We start from the raw sequence: 15,198 nt of genomic DNA, 5'->3' as shown, positions 1-15,198 counted from the left end.
GACATGAGAAGCGGGCCGGATCGGGTCGAAGATGAGAGCGACATGTCCGAAGACGAGGAGGGCCGGATGAGTCTGGCATCGGGACGGTCGGTGTTGATCACCGGCGGGTTGGGCGCACTGGGCGGCCCCTGCTGCGCGGCGCTGGTCGAGGCGGGCGGGCGGGTCGTGGTGAACGACATCCTGCCGGAGCAGAGCGTGCCACCGGCCGAGCTGGACCGGCTGGCCGGCTACATCGCCCGGGATGCGGAGACGGCTGAGGCCGCGGACGAGATCGTCGAGCGGGCGGCGGAGCTGGCCGGCGGCCTGACCGATGTCGTGCTGCTGGCCGGCCGCGTGCACAGCGCGCCACTGCTGGAGCAGACGCCGGCCGACGTCCGCGACGTGTTCGCCCTGAACGTGGAGCGGGCCTTCGCCACCGCACAGGCGGCGGTCCGGCGCTGGTCGGCCCTGGGTCAGCCCGGCAACCTCGTCTTCGTCGGCTCGTGGGTGGCCGATGTGCCCTGGCCGGGCGTCGGCCCGTACGCGGCGAGCAAGGCGGCACTGCGGGCGATGGCCCGTTCGTTCGCCCGCGAGTTCGCCCCGATCGGGATCCGGGCCAACGTGCTGGCCCCGGGCATCGTGGACGCCGGGATGGCCCGGAAGCAGTGGGACACCGAGCCCGACTACCGCCGCCGTGCCGGGCGTGCGATCCCGCTGGGCAGGCTGCAGCCGGTGGAGTCGGTCGCCTCGTCACTGCTGTTCCTGTGCTCCGACCTCTCGTCCTACATGACCGGCGCGACGCTGCTGGTCGACGGCGGGGCCAGCCTGTACCCACTCGACCCGGAGGAGACCTCCTGATGGCGCCGACAGCGGGACCCCCGTCGCGGATCTGGTCGAAGGAGGCGCTGAGCCGTGAGATCGAGTCGGAGTTCCTGGCCGGCTCGGTGACGGCCGGTGCGGCGCTGCCATCTGAGCGGGTGCTCTGCGAGCGCTACCGGGTTTCCCGGCCGTTCCTGCGCGAGGTGCTGAGCGGACTGCAGCAGCGTGGCAGGATCGACATCGTTCCGGGTCGTGGAGCCTTCGTCCGCGACACCAGCGCCGCCGACGTCGCCCGGGTGGTGCAGCAGTCCAGGCTGGTGCGCGACGCCACGCCGCGCGAGCTGATCGAGGCCAGGGCCACCCTGGAACGCCAGACCGTGATGCTCGCCGCCACCCGGGCCACGGCCCAGGATCTCGAGTCGATCGAGCGCGCGCTCGCCGCCTTCGACCGGGCGCCGGACCTGCTGGCGCGCGCCCGAGCCGACATCGCCTTCCATGCGTTGATCGCCCGTGCCTCCAAGAACGCCGTGCTGGAGCTGATGTTCGGCTCGGTCAGCACGCTGGTGTTCGAGGTGATGCTGCGCTCGCTGGGCGATGCCAAGACGGCGAAGCGGGGCACTCCCCACCATGCCCGCATCCTCGATGCTCTCAGGGCCCGCGATGTCGATAAGGCGGTAGCGGAGATGTCGAGCCACATCCACCTGGCCGAGCGCACCTACGGCAGCGACCTCGACCAGAGCCTCAAGATCATGGCTGCCGACGTGCTGCGCCGCTCCTATGGGCGGGACATCGTGATCGAGGACGTTGTCAGCGACGCCGTCTCCGAGTTTCAGGAACACCACACCGAAGGGACGCTGTCATGAAGATCGACCGCATCGACACCGTGCAGCACGAGGACTTCCCCAACCTGCTGCACGTCCTGGTGCACACCGACGACGGGGTGGTCGGCACCGGCGAGACGTTCTACGGCGCCGAGGCGGTGGAGGCCCAGATCCACGCGGTGGCGGCGCCGCTGCTGCTGGGTGCGGACCCACTGCGGATCAACGCCCACAACCGGACGCTGCAGGGCTACGTCGGCTACACAGGGTCGGGGGCGGAGACCCGCGCCCGGTCGGCTATCGACATCGCCCTGTGGGACATCCGGGCCAGGGCCGCCGGCGTCCCCCTCTACGACTCGCTGGGCGGGCTGACCCGGAGCTCGATCCGGACCTACAACACCTGTGCCGGCAGTCACTACGTGCGTCGACACGGTCAGTCCACCCGCAACTGGGGGCTGGACGCGCAGTCGGGCAACTACGAGGACCTGCAGCGCTTCCTCACCGACGCCGGCTCGCTGGCCGAGGAGCTGCTGGCCGAGGGGCTCACCGGGATGAAGATCTGGCCCTTCGACAGCTACGCCGAGGCGAGCAACGGCACCTCCATCACCGCGGCCGAGCTGCAGCGGGCCTTGTCGCCGATCAGGCAGATCCGCGACGCCGTGGGTACCGAGATGGACGTCATGATCGAGCTGCATGCGCTCTGGAACGTCCCGATGGCACGCAAGATCATCCGCGCACTGGCGGACTTCCAGCCGTACTGGGTCGAGGATCCGGTGCGCGCCGACATCGACCACGGGTTGGCCTCCCTGACCGACACCATCGCCGCAGCAGGCACCATGCTCGCGGCCGGCGAAACGGTCGCCTCGGTGGGCACCTTCCTGCCCTTGATCGGCTCGGGTGGGCCGCTGGATGTGGTGACGCTCGACGTCACCTGGTGCGGCGGTTTCACTGAGGCCATCGCGATCGCCGCTGTGGCGGCGACGGCTGGGCGGGCGATCGCCCCGCACGACTGCACCGGCCCGATCTCGCTCGCTGCCGCCACCCACCTGTCGCTGTCGGCGCCGAACGCGCTGCTGCAGGAGACGGTCCGGGCGTCGCTCCGCGGCTGGTACGGCGACATCGCCACCAACCTGCCGACCGTGGCCGAGGGACACCTCCACCCGCCGACCGGCACCGGCCTCGGCACGGAGCTGCAGCCCGACTACCTCACCTCGTCGGGCGCCCACGTCCGCAGCTCCAGGTGACCTGCCCCAGCCGCGCCCAGAGCGGTGCTGCTGAGGCGCCCTGAGCTTGTCGAAGGGCTCCGGGTGGAGGGCTCTTCGACAGGCTCAGAGCGCGGAGGGTGGACAGGCCCGGAGCGCGGGTGGACAGGCCCGGAGCGCAGTGGTCAGCGGGGCAGCGGGGGGAACTCGTCGTCGGGCAGCGGCCGACCGACCTCCAGGTCGAAGGGATCGGTGCACACGTGCTTCTTGCCGTTGTACGTCGCAGCGGCGTCGACATAGATGTTGACCAGTGCATAACGGAACTCGTCGGTGTCGTTCGAATTGGCCGTGTGTGCCAGGTAGCCGTTGTGGAATGTGCAGTCACCGGCGCGCAGTGGCACGGTGACCCGAGGTTCGTAGACCAGGTCAGGGGCGACAGTGAAGAGGTCCCTGCTGTCGGTGAGGTCGATGGCGCGGAGGTCCGTGCGCTTGTGGCTGCCGGGGATGAACGTCATGCAACCACGCTCCACCGGCACGTCCACCAGGGCGATCCAGGCTGACAGCTGGTGCCTGGCGTTCGCATGCGGCCAGTAGGGCGCGTCCTGGTGGAACTCGGTCGGTGTCTGGTTGTGCGGCTTCTTGATCAACAGCTGGTCATGCCACAGCCGAAGCGGGATGCCGGCCAGCTGGGTGGCGATGGCGGCGAGACCGTTGTGCAGCACCAGCTCGCGCAGCGTCGGGTCGGACTTCCACACCTGGACGATCTGGCGGAACATGGTGTTGCTCGGGTCGAGCGATGTCAGCTGGTCGTAGGCGACAGCGGCCGCCTCCCGATAGGTTTCGACCTCCTCAGGGCTCAGCACCTGCGGCACGTGCAGGAAACCGTTGGTGCGGTAGCTGTCGACCTGCTCGGGAGTGAGGGTGATCGTCGGAACGGAGGTGGTGGTCATCGTCTGATCCTCGGTTGGGTGGTCGGGCGTCGTCCGGCCGGCGGCCAGCACCGTCCCATCGTCGCCTCGGTTGGTCGACGGAGACTAGACTTCGGATGACGTCAACTAGCACGATCCTGCACTCTTCAAGATCACGGACGGCGCGACAGATGGACAAGTTCACCCGTACGGAGGTGTTCGGAGCTGCCGGCTACCCCGTCGCCGCCGACCGCTACCGGGTCGATGGCGAGGTCCCCACGCACAGCCACGACTTCCTCGAGCTGGCCGTGTTGGGCTCTGGGGCGGCGGTGCACGTGACCCGCGCCGGCCGGCAACAGCTCAAGCCCGGGACCGTGCTGGTGATGCGACCTGGCGCCTGGCACGGTTACACCGACTGCGTCCGGGCCGACATCATCAACGTCTATCTGGGCCCGGAGCTGCTGCGGCGGGAGCTGATCTGGCTGCTCGACTTCCCCGACCTGGCGCGGTTCCTGCTCCAGGGTGGGACCTCGGTCGACCAGCTGGGTGCGGACGCGCTGGCCCGCACGGTCGGCTGGCTGGCCGAGCTGCAACGCCGACCGGCCGAGCCCGGTGCGGCCTCAGTCATCGTGGCTCTCGGCCTGCTCGGATGCGCGCTGGGCGAGCTGGCCGGTCTGACCTTCAGCAGCGGCCGGCACGCGGCTGCAATCTCGCCGATCGTGCGCCGGGCGATCCAGCTGATGACCGACGACCCGGCCGCTGCCTGGTCGATGCCGGTCCTGGCGACTCAGCTGAACGTGTCCGTGTCGCACCTGCACCGCCGCTTCACCGCCCAGCTGGGAGCGTCGCCGATGGCCTGGCTGGCCAAGGTGCGGGCGGAGCTTGCCGCCGTCCTGCTGATCCAGACAGACCGTACGGTCACCGACATCGGCCAGCGCGTCGGCTGGCCCGATGCCAACTACGCCAGTCGCCGGTTCAGGCAGGCCTACGGGATCAGCCCGACGAGCTACCGGGCGCGCTTTCGAGCTAGTGTCTGAGGGCCACACTCGGACGCAGATGTCCGTCCTGCGAACATCTGCGTCCGCTACGGTCCTTCCAGTCCCCGCAGGGTATTTCCTAGATTGGACAGCGACCGAACGTCATCCATGTCGACACTGAAGGAAGTCAGATGACCACCCTGGCAACATCGCAGCTGGAACAGTACGCGCTGGAGTACCAGCAGCAAGGATTCGTGCTGGCCAAGGGCCTGCTCAGCAAGAAGGAGGCCGCGGACTATCGGACCCACAGCCATGACCTGCTGACGATGCTGAACCGCAACGACGATCCGACCTGGGGAGCCGCCGCCGAGGTGGCGATGGGCCAGGCCACCCAGCTGAAGCATCTGCATGACGCGCAGTTCTACGACGCGGCCTACTCGCGGCTGCTGGTCGACCCGCGCTTCACCGACGTCGCCTCGGCCGTGCTGGGCGTGCCCAATGTGCAGCTCCACCACACGAAGCTGTTCGTCAAGCCGCCGGAGAACGGCTCGCCGTTCCCGTTGCACCAGGACCACCCGTTCTTCCCGCACACCTACCATCGGGTCGCCGCGGCCATCTTCCACTTCGACGACGCACCGCTGGAGAAGGGCTGCGTCCGAATCGTGCCCGGCAGCCACCTCGCCGGCCCGCGCGAGCATGACCCGGCCGGCAGCTTCCACCTCACCGATGTCCCGTTCTCCGACTCGGTGCCGCAGCCGGCCGAGGCCGGTGACGTGCTGTTCTTCAGCTATCTCACGGTGCACGGGTCCGGGGTCAACGTCAGCAACGAGGCCCGCACCACCTGGCTGGTGCAGTTCCGCGACCCGGCCGACCCGCCGCTGACCGATGCCCACAACCACTCTCTCGGCCAGGGCATGATGCTCGCCGGCATCGACCCGACCGGTCGAAGGGGCAACGTTTGAGGCTGGACCTGGTCTCCGGCGCCGGAGCCATCGTCGACCTCGCAGGGCGGCTCGAGTCCTGCGAGGTCGACGGCTTCGGTGTCGACTTCCTCAGCTGGGGTTTCTTCCGGCCGGTCTACTGGCGCAACTACTCCCACACCCACTCGTTCTTCGAGGTCTGTCTCGGCTACGCGGGCGAGGGCTCGTTCGCTGTCGCTGACCAGCACCATGACGTCGGGGCCGGCTCGGTCTTCCTGGCCCGCCCCGGTGACGTGCACGAGATCATCTCCAGCCGCAGCGACCCTCTCGGTATCGCGTTCTGGGGGTTCACCTGTACTCCGCAGCGGGGCAGCAGCCCCTCGCAGCCGGGCTGGTGGAGCGGGCTGACCCGTACGGACCGGCCCCTGGTGTCGGTTGACACCGGCACCCTGTCGGCGGTGGTCGCCGCCTTGGCCGACGAGGCGCGCAGTCCGCGATCGGGGCACCAGCCCATGCTCCAGGCGCTCGGTGCGGCCCTGGTCATCCAGACCGCCCGCGCCTTCACCGCCGAAGATGATCTTGAGGTCGACCGGACCAGGAGCGACCGGCGGTCGTTCGTGGTCGCGGCGATGGAACGCTATCTGCTGGACAACCTGAGCCGGCCGATCACCGTACGCGATGTGGCCGCGGAGGTGCATCTGTCGGAGCGGCACGCGGAGCGGCTGTTCAGCCAGCAGACGGGGGTGTCTGTGATGGCCACGCTGCGTCGGCTCCGGCTGGAGCGAGCCGCCCAGCTGCTGCTGGACTCGTCCTCGACAGTGACGGAGGTGGCCAGGCGCTGCGGCTACCCGGAGGTCCGCCCCTTCAGCACCGCCTTTCGCCGGCAGTACGGACAGCCACCGCTGACCTTCCGAGCCAACGGCGGCACCCTGCACCTCGGCTGACTCCCGGCCACTTCGCGCAGGAACGTCGTCCTCGCACAAGGTCGACCATGGGTGAGGTGCGACCACGGTGTGCGAAGTGCGTCCTCGCACACGTACTGTCGCCGCCGGTGCGCCTCCACCTGCTGAAACAGGGCTCACGCGTCGGCGGTGACCGTCGCTATGCTTTGCGGCGAAGCAAACCCAATCCCCAACCCAGCAAAGGGACCACTATGAAGATCGGCGTCGTAGGCACCGGACAGTTCGCCGGAAGTTTCATCGCGCTGTGGCAGCTCCATCCCGATGTGGAGGCTGTGTACGCCACCGACGTGCTGCCCGAGCGCGCCGAGCAGCACCGCCAGAAGTACAACATGGCCGGCACCTTCGCCGACCTGGACGAGCTGCTCGCCTCGGACGTCGACTCGGTGGCGGTGATGACCCAGCGCTGGAGCCACGGCGAGCACGTGCTCAAGGCCCTCGATGCCGGCAAGAACGTCTACTCGGCGGTGCCGATGTCGATGCGGCAGGACGAGATCGAGAAGATCATCGCCAAGGTGGAGGAGACCGGCCTCATCTACATGATGGGGGAGACCAGCTACTACAACCCGGCGGTGGTCTGGGCCCGGGAGCGGATCGCCGCGGGCGACTTCGGTCGGGTGTTCTACTCCGAGGGTGACTACGTCCATGACATGGACAACGGCTTCTACGCCGCGTACCAGTACAGCGGCGGTGAGGACTGGAAGAAGACGGCCAGCTACCCTCCCATGCTCTACCCGACCCATGCCGTCGGTGGAGTGCTCGGCGCTGTGCCAAGCCACGCCGTCAGCGTGAGCTGCATCGGCGTCGTCGACGACCGCGGTGACGGCGTGTTCGACAAGGAGGTGTCCATGTTCAACAATGACTTCTCCAACATGAGCGCCCACTTCGAGCTCGCCGACGGCGGCATCATGCGGACCAACGAGTTCCGTCGGGTCGGCCATCCGGGCGGCATCCACGAGTCCCGGTTCCGGTTCTACGGCACCGACGCAGTGATGGAGCAGACCTCGACCGGCGCCGCCTACAGCGACCGCACCGGCATCAGGGACATCAGCGACCTCTTCCACACCACCGAAGGGCAGGCCGCCTCGGATCCCGACGACCTGGCCGGAATCGATCCCGCGCTGGTGCACAGCTTCCGGTCGGGGACCGCCAAGGTTCACGACCGCAGCCGGCTGCCGAAGGAGTTCGAAGGGGCGAAGAACGGCCATGAGGGATCACACCACTTCCTGGCCGACGACTTCGTCCGCGCCGTGACCACCGGCAAGCAGCCGCCGGTGAACGCCTGGACTGCGGCGCGGTTCACCATGCCCGGCATCATCGCCATGGAGTCGGCACTGCAGGGCGGCGTCCGGCTGCCCATCCCCGACTACGGTCCGGGACCGCAGTAGTCGCGAGAGGTACAGACCAGGTCATCCACGCGGCCAGGAGCAGCAGGCATTCCCTGCGGCTCCTGGCCGTTCGGCGCTTTCGGGGCCGTGCCCTGAGCTCTGATCCCGCGCCCTGAGCCGGTCGAAGGGCCGCGCCCTGAGCTGGGATCCCCGCGCCCTGAGCCCGTCGAAGGGCACAAAACCAACCCCTCACCGCTCTTGTTGCATACCCCCATGGGGTATATGATCCGAGACATGAACGCACAGCATGAGCAGCTGGCCGCGCACGGTCAGCACCAGCACCACGACCACGCCGACCACGTGGCCCAGTTCCGACGGCTGTTCTGGGTCATGCTGGTGCTGGCGGTGCCGGTGGTGTTCCTGAACCCGATGTTCGCCGCGTTGGTCGGCTACCCGCTGCCCGCCAACGCAGCACTCGACTGGATCGCCCCCATCCTCGGCAGTGGCATCTTCCTGGTCGGAGGTCGCCCCTTTCTGGCTGGCGCACTGGAGGAGCTGCGGAACCGCCGGCCGGGGATGATGCTCCTGATCTCGCTGGCCATCACCGTCGCCTTCGTCTCGTCCTGGGGCGCCAGCCTGGGGATGCTGCACCACGAGCTGAACTTCTGGTGGGAGCTGGCTCTGCTGGTGGTGATCATGCTGCTCGGTCACTGGATCGAGATGCGGGCGCTGGCGCAGACCACCTCGGCGCTGGACTCGCTTGCGGCCCTGTTGCCTGATGAGGCCGAGAAGCTCGACGGCGACGAGCTGATCACCGTCGCGCCGGCCGATCTGCAGCTGGGAGACGTGGTGGTCATCCGGCCCGGGGGGCGGGTCCCGGCCGACGGCGAGATCGTCGAGGGCAGTGCGGAGGTGGACGAGTCCATGATCAGCGGCGAGTCCCTCCCGGTGCACCGCGGTCGCGGCGACACCGTGGTCGCCGGCACCGTCTCCACCGACTCGGCTCTCCGGGTGCGGGTCACCGCTGTCGGCGATGCCACCGCCCTGGCCGGGATCCAACGGCTAGTGGCTCAGGCGCAGAGCTCGTCGTCACGGGCCCAGCGACTCGCCGACCGGGCCGCGGCATGGCTCTTCTGGTACGCCCTGGTCGCGGCCGCGGTCACCCTGACCGTCTGGCTCCTGGTCGGCAGCCCGGAGAGTGCGCTGATCCGCACCATCACCGTGCTGGTGATCGCCTGCCCGCACGCCCTGGGCCTGGCGATTCCGCTGGTCGTCGCGATCAGCACCGAACGGGCCGCCAAGGCCGGTGTGCTGATCAAGGACAGGATGGCCCTGGAGCAGATGCGCACGGTCGGGGCGGTGCTGTTCGACAAGACCGGAACCCTGACCAAGGGGGAGCCGGCCGTCACCAGGGTCGCTACGAGCGAAGGTTGGGACCCGGATCGGCTACTGGCGGTGGCGGCCGCGGTCGAGAGCGACTCCGAGCATCCGCTCGCGCGGGCGATCGTCGCCGAGGCGACTCGGCGTCGGCTGGCCATCCCCAAAGCCGAGGACTTCTCGGCCCGGGCCGGGCTGGGGGTCCGAGCGAGCGTCGAGGGCAGCACGTACCGGATCGGCGGCCCGCGACTGCTGGAGTCGGCCGACCTGGCCCCGCTGCCGGACAGCGAGCGATGGAAGGCTGACGGCGCCATCATCCTGCACCTGCTGGAGGAGGACCGGGTGGTCGGTGCACTCGGCCTGGCCGACGAGGTGCGGGAGGAGTCGCGGCAGGCGGTCAGACAGCTCCACCAGCGCGGCCTCCAGGTGGCCATGATCACCGGTGACGCCGAGCAGGTGGCCCGGGCCGTCGCGGCGGAGCTGGACATCGACCTCGTGTTCGCCCAGGTGCGTCCCGAGGACAAGGGCGCCAAGGTGGCCGAGCTGCAACGCTCCGGGACCACCGTGGCAATGGTGGGTGACGGGGTGAACGACGCTCCCGCGCTGGCCCAGGCGGATGTCGGGATCGCGATCGGCGCCGGCACCGACGTCGCCATCGCTTCCGCAGGCGTCGTCCTGGCCAGTGACGACCCTAGATCGGTGCTCTCGGTCCTGGACCTGTCGCATGCCAGCTATCGCAAGATGAAGCAGAACCTGTGGTGGGCTGCCGGGTACAACCTGGTGGCCGTCCCGTTGGCCGCGGGTGTGTTGGCCCCGGTCGGGTTCGTCCTGCCGATGGCCGTCGGAGCCATGCTGATGTCGCTCTCCACCGTCGTCGTGGCGTTGAACGCCCAGTGGCTGCGCCGTCTCGATCTGCGGCTGGGTCGTACTGACGCGCCGGCTCGCGCAGCGTCCGGTGCGCGGGAGGAGCGGCGCCCGGTCGAGGGTGTGCACAGGTGAGCGGTGCACCTCCGGCACGCTGGTGGGCGATAGCATCGGTGGCTCATGGTCCGGAAGAGCGGCACAACGTCACCGGACCGAGTCACGGCTTGTGGTGAACGGAGCGTTCTGGTGGGCGGCGATGTGATCGGTACCGGCGTTCGCGCCTACCTGCGGCTTCTTCGGTACGGCCCGGCCGCACGGCCGTTCATCGCCGCCACCATCGCCCGGCTGCCGATCGCGATGGCACCGATCGGAATCCTGCTGCTGGTCCAGCAGGAGCGTGGCGCCTACAGCATCGCGGGTCTGGTGACCGGTGCGTTCGCGGTCGGTTCCGCTGCCGGCACCCCCGTCTGGGGTCGGCTGATGGACCGGTTCGGCCAGACCAGAGTGCTGCTGCCGACGTCGACCGCCAGCGCGACGCTGCTGGTGTCCTTGGCACTGGCCACCGTCCTCGGCGGTCCGATCGCGCTGCTCGTCGTGCTGGCCGCCCTGGCCGGACTCAGCTTTCCGCCGATGAGCCCGGCCATGCGGGCGGCCTGGCGGGTGGTCTTCCCCGACCCTGCCTCGCGGCGGGTCGCCTTCGCGTTGGACGCCACCTCGGTGGAGCTCATCTTCGTCGGCGGACCGCTGCTGCTGTCCGCCCTGCTCGCGTTCTCGGTGCCGGTGATCCCACTGCTGGTCACGGCAGGCCTGATGGCCGGTGGCGGCATCGCGTACTGTCGCACCGATGCGGCCCGCCAGTGCCGGCCCGTGCATCCCGGCCAGGGCGATCCGGAGACCGCGACGTTCCCGCCGCACCGGGGCGAGCGGTCCGCACTGGCCGCCACCGGAGTCGCCGCCGTGCTGTTCGTGATGATCGCCCTCAGTGTGGGGTTCGGCCAGCTCGACACCTCGATGGCGGCCACGGCTGGGGAACTGCTCGGCGGCACCCAGCGGGTCGGCCTGCTGTTCGCCGCGATCGCGGGCGGCAGTGCCATCGGCGGGCTGGCCTTCGGTGCCCGGGCCTGGCGCTTCGAGGAGCGCAGGGCGGTACCCGTGCTGTTGGGGCTCTTCGCTGTCCTGCTGGGGGTGATGGCGCTGCTGATCGGCATACCGCATCTGTCGCTGTGGGTGCTGATGCCGTTGCTCTTCGTCACCGGCGTGACGATCGCCCCGACTCTGATCATGCAGCAGAACCTGCTCGACCATCTCGCCCCGCAGCACCGTCTCAACGAGGCGCAGGCGCTGCTGTCCGCCTCCAACACCACCGGCGCTGCGGCCGGCACCGCTCTTGCCGGGGTGCTGATCGACTTCCACGGCCTGAACTGGTCCTTCGGCGGTGCCGCCATCGGCGTGGCGTCTGCCGCGCTGATCGCCACCATCAGCCAGCGGCACTGGCGAGCAGCCTCGGTCGCGGTCCAGGAACGGACCGCCTCGCACGCCGCGACGCGACGCTAGAGCCCTGCAGGGCATCCTCTTGCTATGACCGAGGGCTACTCCGGTACGCCGCTGGCGCGGAAGCTGGGCATCAAGCCGGGCATGCGCATCGTCCTGCTGTCGACGCCCAGAGAGCTCGAGAGCTGGGTCAGCTCACTGCCTGGCGACCTGCCGATCGGCCGGCGGGTCGCTGGTCACGCCGACCTGGTGCTGATCTTCACGACCAGGCTGGCGGAGCTGGCTGACCGGCTCGACGCCCTCCGTGCGGCGATCGCACCGGACGGCATGATCTGGGTCGGCTGGCCGAAGCGGGCGAGCAGGGTGCCGACCGACATCACCGAGAACCTGATCCGCGACCTAGTGCTGCCGACCGGGCTGGTCGACGTCAAGGTCTGCGCGATCAGCGACGTATGGTCCGGGCTCAAGCTGGTGATCCGCCGGGAGCTCCGCTGAGCGGCCGGCCGCGCAGCCGCGGCAGGTCAGCCTTCCGACCGGTGCACCGTCAAGACCTGAGCGTCGGCGCGCCGATCGTCAGCGAGAGATGGGCGGACTTGGCTCCGCCGGGCGGCACCCACACCGTGGTCTGGGAGATCCTGCGGGCATCGTGCAGCCCGTGCGCGGGCCAGCTCGAGCCGGGTTGCAGGGTGAGGAAGTAGCCGTTGCCGTACCAGGGGAAGCCTTCCCGGTGACCGGCCTCGAGCGAGTACCAGACGTAGGGCCACATCTCCGCATCCCACTCGAAGGTCACGCACAGGTCGAGATCGGGATTGGTCACCGAAAGGTGCGGGCGATAGAAGTCGCCCAGGTAGGCCAGGCGCATCTCATCGCCGTCAGGGCCCGGCAGGTTGCGCAGGTTGATCATCGAGTCATCGCCCAGCGTTCGGGGCCAGGGCGTGATGTCCTCGTAGTTGGCGCGGTAGACGATGGTCGAGTCCGGGTGCACGGTCGCTGCTGCGGCATCGACGATCGTGTCCGGACCGAGCAGCGGCGGGCCGAAGGAGACCTGGCTTCCCCACATCACCTCCATCGACTCCGCACCGGTGTTGCGTACCGTCTCGGCCAGCGTCACGGTGGACCCCGACAGCGAGATGATCTTGGTGATCTCGAACGGGCTGCGTACCAGATGCCCGGTCATGATCACCGACGTGCCGCTGAGCTCCCAGTCCATCGGAGTGACTCTGGCCTCGCCGTCATAGCCCCACTCCGCCCCGTGCACGATGGCGGAGTTCCCGCCGTTGGGAAAGGTCGTCTGCCAGCCACCCGCAAAGGAGTCGATCATCATCGTGTCCGAGTCACCGGGCAAGGTGGCGGCACCCCTGGCCCGCAACCCCCACGGTGTGCGCAGCAGAACATCGGTCCCGTCCGAGCGGCGTTGGAGAGAGATGATGGTGCCACCGAGGCCTGGGACGACGTCGACCGTCACCTCTTCGGTGGTCAGTCGCAGCACCTCCCAGCCTCGATAGGTCAGCTGCTCGAGTTCTGGCATAGCGCAGAGCCTACGATGCCGTCAGTCCTGGATCTTGATCGCCGTCACCGACTCATAGCTCTCGTTGCTCATCAGCAGCGTCACATCACCGCGGGGCATGTCGAAGGAGATGAATCCCCGGACCCGCTGACCCGGACGGAGCACGCCGATGTCGAGCAGCGGATCCTTGGCGCCGAGATGGGTCGAGTCGAACAGTTGTCCGCGGGCGTCGAACGCCTGGAAGAAGGCGGAGTCATAGCTGATCTCGCCGTCGGTCGAGCTCAGCTCGATCTCGATCCGCAGATAGCTGCCCGAGATCGGCGGCTCGGCGCCGCCGGTCACCCATTCATGCTCGAGGATCTGCAGCCGGCCGGAGCCCTCGGTCGACGTGAAGTCGATCGAGTTGCCGGAGGGAGCGGCAGTCGGCCGGACCCGGCTCACGGTGGGGGCGGGGGTCGGTGCGCTGACGTTGCGGTCGTTGCTGTTCGCGACCAGTGTCGCGATCACGACGACCAGGGCGACCACCAGGACGACCGCCAGCGAGACCACTGCAGGGAACCTGGACCTCGGCGGACGGTAGCGGTCGGCAGAGTCACTTGCCAGCGGTGGGGCGCCGAGCGGCCGGCTCCCGGACCGCGCCGGGCCGGTGGGCGACTGGAAGGTGGGACCACTCGGGACAGCGCCCATGCCGGACTGTGGGGGCGTCCCGCCCAGGCCCGATTGTGGGGGCGTCCCGCCCAGGCCTGACTGCGGGTACGGAGGCTGAGGCCTCGGAGCCCGCGGGGAGTCTTCCGACGGGCCGGGATCGGTGGGACCGCCGGGTCCGTCGTAGCTGTCGCTCATCGTCGTCCACGTTACCTTGCACAGCTTTCGAGCTGGACCGCCAGTTGTCCACAGATTCCGGCGGGAGTGCACGTTTTCGGTCGCCAGCCGCAATGTTCGGTCATGACACGACGAAACCGGCCGCGCCGGCGCATCAACACCACAGGTTCCCGGCTGCCGCGGGACGGGCGATCCCGGCTCAAAGTCACCGGCTCCGCCGACTTCCTCGCCGTGGTGCCCTACCTTCTCGGGTTCCACCCCTCGGAGTCGCTGGTCATGGTGCTGGTCGACTCGGGAGAGCTGGTGATGACCGCCAGGGTGGACCTGGTGCCGCTCGAGTTCGTCGACGTGCTGACCGAGCGGATGTGCGACGTGGTGTCCCGGCAGGAGGCGAGCGGGGTGCTGCTGATCGCCTACAGCGCGACCAGCTGGCCCGCTGGGGAGATCCTGGACCAGGTGGCGGCTGCGATGCCGATTGCAGTGATCGATGCGATCCACGCCGACGGGTCGCGCTGGTGGTCGCGCTGCTGCACCTCCGCCGACTGCTGTCCACCTGAGGGCACCCCCTACCGGATCGATGATCATCCGCTCGCGGCCGAGGCGGTGTACGCGGGGCTGGCGGCCGCACCGGGTCGCGAGTCACTGACCAGAATGGTGTCGGGGCCAGCCGCAACAGACCTGGCCGAGCTGCAGCGGACCGCGCGGCGGGTGCGGGACGAACTGGAGGTGCTCCCGCGGCGGCGGCGCCAGCAGCTGATGGAGTCCAGTGTCAGGCGGCTGCTGGATGAGGCGGCGAACCTGACCGACGAGGAGTGCGCGCGGCTGGCCGTGCTCGGGCTCGATCTTGAGGTGCGCGACATTGCCTGGGCGATGATGACCCGGTTCGACGCGACCCGCCACGTCGACCTGTGGCATCAGGTGGTGGCCAGGACCGTCCCACCCATGGAGCTGGCGCCGCTCGGCCTGCTGGCGATGGCCGGCTGGATCTCCGGGAACGGTGCCCTGCAGGTGGCCTGCATCGAGCGGATGCAGCGGCTCGATCCTGGCTACGGTCTGCTCCGGCTGCTTGATGACATCAACCAACGGGCGCTGCCCCCGTCCTGGTGGGACGAGTTCTCCGGCGAGATGCGTTCCCAGCTCGGCCTCGCACGTCGATGAGCGTCGGCAGCGGGCACCACCACCGCGGCCGGCGGTGGTGGTGACCCGGTGCCGCGTGGCAGGTTAGGT

General features: G+C 69.1%; 14 protein-coding genes. 11 read left to right on the top strand and 3 right to left on the bottom strand.

What is annotated here, in order from left to right; translation table 11 throughout:
• Nucleotides 1-42: 42 nt before the first annotated feature.
• The 3 genes from JOE57_RS03845 to JOE57_RS03835 are packed head-to-tail and all read left to right on the top strand — an operon-like array spanning nucleotide 43 to nucleotide 2,860.
• Nucleotides 43-837 carry an SDR family NAD(P)-dependent oxidoreductase gene (locus tag JOE57_RS03845; RefSeq protein ID WP_204916475.1) on the top strand — a complete coding sequence of 265 codons (795 nt, stop codon included), beginning with the start codon at nucleotides 43-45 and terminating at the stop codon, nucleotides 835-837.
• A complete protein-coding gene (locus JOE57_RS03840) occupies nucleotides 837-1,661 on the top strand; it encodes a FadR/GntR family transcriptional regulator (RefSeq protein WP_204916474.1) in 825 nt (274 codons plus the stop codon). Before JOE57_RS03845 ends, JOE57_RS03840 begins: the two co-directional genes overlap by 1 nt.
• A complete protein-coding gene (locus tag JOE57_RS03835; protein WP_204916473.1) occupies nucleotides 1,658-2,860 on the top strand; it encodes a mandelate racemase/muconate lactonizing enzyme family protein in 1,203 nt (400 codons plus the stop codon). Before JOE57_RS03840 ends, JOE57_RS03835 begins: the two co-directional genes overlap by 4 nt.
• A gap of 143 nt (nucleotides 2,861-3,003) precedes the next feature.
• Here the strand turns inward: JOE57_RS03835 and JOE57_RS03830 are convergent, their stop codons facing one another.
• Entirely contained in the window at nucleotides 3,004-3,768 is a 765-nt protein-coding gene (locus JOE57_RS03830; protein WP_204916472.1) for a phytanoyl-CoA dioxygenase family protein, read from the bottom strand.
• Between the two features lie 149 nt (nucleotides 3,769-3,917).
• On the opposite strand from JOE57_RS03830, the gene JOE57_RS03825 reads away from it, so the two are divergent.
• From JOE57_RS03825 to JOE57_RS03795, 7 genes are all read left to right on the top strand, one after another.
• Nucleotides 3,918-4,763 (top strand): helix-turn-helix transcriptional regulator, encoded by an 846-nt coding sequence (locus JOE57_RS03825; RefSeq protein ID WP_204916471.1) that lies wholly within the window; start codon nucleotides 3,918-3,920, stop codon nucleotides 4,761-4,763.
• A gap of 131 nt (nucleotides 4,764-4,894) precedes the next feature.
• On the top strand, nucleotides 4,895-5,665 hold the full coding sequence (locus JOE57_RS03820; protein ID WP_204916470.1) for a phytanoyl-CoA dioxygenase family protein: 771 nt from the start codon (nucleotides 4,895-4,897) through the stop codon (nucleotides 5,663-5,665).
• Nucleotides 5,662-6,567 carry a helix-turn-helix transcriptional regulator gene (locus tag JOE57_RS03815; RefSeq protein ID WP_204916469.1) on the top strand — a complete coding sequence of 302 codons (906 nt, stop codon included), beginning with the start codon at nucleotides 5,662-5,664 and terminating at the stop codon, nucleotides 6,565-6,567. The genes JOE57_RS03820 and JOE57_RS03815 overlap by 4 nt, the downstream gene beginning before the upstream one ends.
• Before the next feature lie 209 nt (nucleotides 6,568-6,776).
• Nucleotides 6,777-7,970 carry a Gfo/Idh/MocA family protein gene (locus JOE57_RS03810; RefSeq protein ID WP_204916468.1) on the top strand — a complete coding sequence of 398 codons (1,194 nt, stop codon included), beginning with the start codon at nucleotides 6,777-6,779 and terminating at the stop codon, nucleotides 7,968-7,970.
• A gap of 234 nt (nucleotides 7,971-8,204) precedes the next feature.
• Entirely contained in the window at nucleotides 8,205-10,286 is a 2,082-nt protein-coding gene (locus JOE57_RS03805) for a copper-translocating P-type ATPase (RefSeq protein WP_239578830.1), read from the top strand.
• Between the two features lie 111 nt (nucleotides 10,287-10,397).
• A complete protein-coding gene (locus tag JOE57_RS03800) occupies nucleotides 10,398-11,705 on the top strand; it encodes an MFS transporter (RefSeq protein ID WP_204916466.1) in 1,308 nt (435 codons plus the stop codon).
• Nucleotides 11,706-11,729: 24 nt separating this feature from the next.
• Nucleotides 11,730-12,137 (top strand): DUF3052 family protein, encoded by a 408-nt coding sequence (locus tag JOE57_RS03795; RefSeq protein WP_204916465.1) that lies wholly within the window; start codon nucleotides 11,730-11,732, stop codon nucleotides 12,135-12,137.
• 49 nt (nucleotides 12,138-12,186) lie between these two features.
• Here the strand turns inward: JOE57_RS03795 and JOE57_RS03790 are convergent, their stop codons facing one another.
• Both JOE57_RS03790 and JOE57_RS03785 read right to left on the bottom strand, forming a co-directional pair.
• A complete protein-coding gene (locus JOE57_RS03790) occupies nucleotides 12,187-13,170 on the bottom strand; it encodes an aldose epimerase family protein (protein WP_204916464.1) in 984 nt (327 codons plus the stop codon).
• Between the two features lie 21 nt (nucleotides 13,171-13,191).
• Complete coding sequence (locus tag JOE57_RS03785; protein ID WP_204916463.1) at nucleotides 13,192-13,698, bottom strand: DUF4352 domain-containing protein; 507 nt, start codon at nucleotides 13,696-13,698, stop codon at nucleotides 13,192-13,194.
• Between the two features lie 396 nt (nucleotides 13,699-14,094).
• Here JOE57_RS03785 and JOE57_RS03780 point away from each other — a divergent pair, with 396 nt between their 5' ends.
• The gene (locus tag JOE57_RS03780; RefSeq protein WP_204916462.1) at nucleotides 14,095-15,129 is read left to right on the top strand and encodes a DUF4192 domain-containing protein; all 1,035 of its coding nucleotides are present in this window, start codon (nucleotides 14,095-14,097) and stop codon (nucleotides 15,127-15,129) included.
• Nucleotides 15,130-15,198: the final 69 nt, after the last annotated feature.

This window comes from Microlunatus panaciterrae, assembly GCF_016907535.1.
Taxonomy (GTDB): Bacteria; Actinomycetota; Actinomycetes; order Propionibacteriales; family Propionibacteriaceae; genus Microlunatus; species Microlunatus panaciterrae.
This window is presented reverse-complemented; position numbering and strand designations above follow the sequence as displayed.

Coding starts and splice junctions, on each gene's coding strand:
- JOE57_RS03845 (WP_204916475.1), top strand. CDS start 43: ATGTCCGAAGACGAGGAGGGCCGGATGAGTCTGGCATCGGGACGGTCG.
- JOE57_RS03840 (WP_204916474.1), top strand. CDS start 837: ATGGCGCCGACAGCGGGACCCCCGTCGCGGATCTGGTCGAAGGAGGCG.
- JOE57_RS03835 (WP_204916473.1), top strand. CDS start 1,658: ATGAAGATCGACCGCATCGACACCGTGCAGCACGAGGACTTCCCCAAC.
- JOE57_RS03830 (WP_204916472.1), bottom strand. CDS start 3,768: ATGACCACCACCTCCGTTCCGACGATCACCCTCACTCCCGAGCAGGTC.
- JOE57_RS03825 (WP_204916471.1), top strand. CDS start 3,918: ATGGACAAGTTCACCCGTACGGAGGTGTTCGGAGCTGCCGGCTACCCC.
- JOE57_RS03820 (WP_204916470.1), top strand. CDS start 4,895: ATGACCACCCTGGCAACATCGCAGCTGGAACAGTACGCGCTGGAGTAC.
- JOE57_RS03810 (WP_204916468.1), top strand. CDS start 6,777: ATGAAGATCGGCGTCGTAGGCACCGGACAGTTCGCCGGAAGTTTCATC.
- JOE57_RS03805 (WP_239578830.1), top strand. CDS start 8,205: ATGAACGCACAGCATGAGCAGCTGGCCGCGCACGGTCAGCACCAGCAC.
- JOE57_RS03795 (WP_204916465.1), top strand. CDS start 11,730: ATGACCGAGGGCTACTCCGGTACGCCGCTGGCGCGGAAGCTGGGCATC.
- JOE57_RS03790 (WP_204916464.1), bottom strand. CDS start 13,170: ATGCCAGAACTCGAGCAGCTGACCTATCGAGGCTGGGAGGTGCTGCGA.
- JOE57_RS03780 (WP_204916462.1), top strand. CDS start 14,095: ATGACACGACGAAACCGGCCGCGCCGGCGCATCAACACCACAGGTTCC.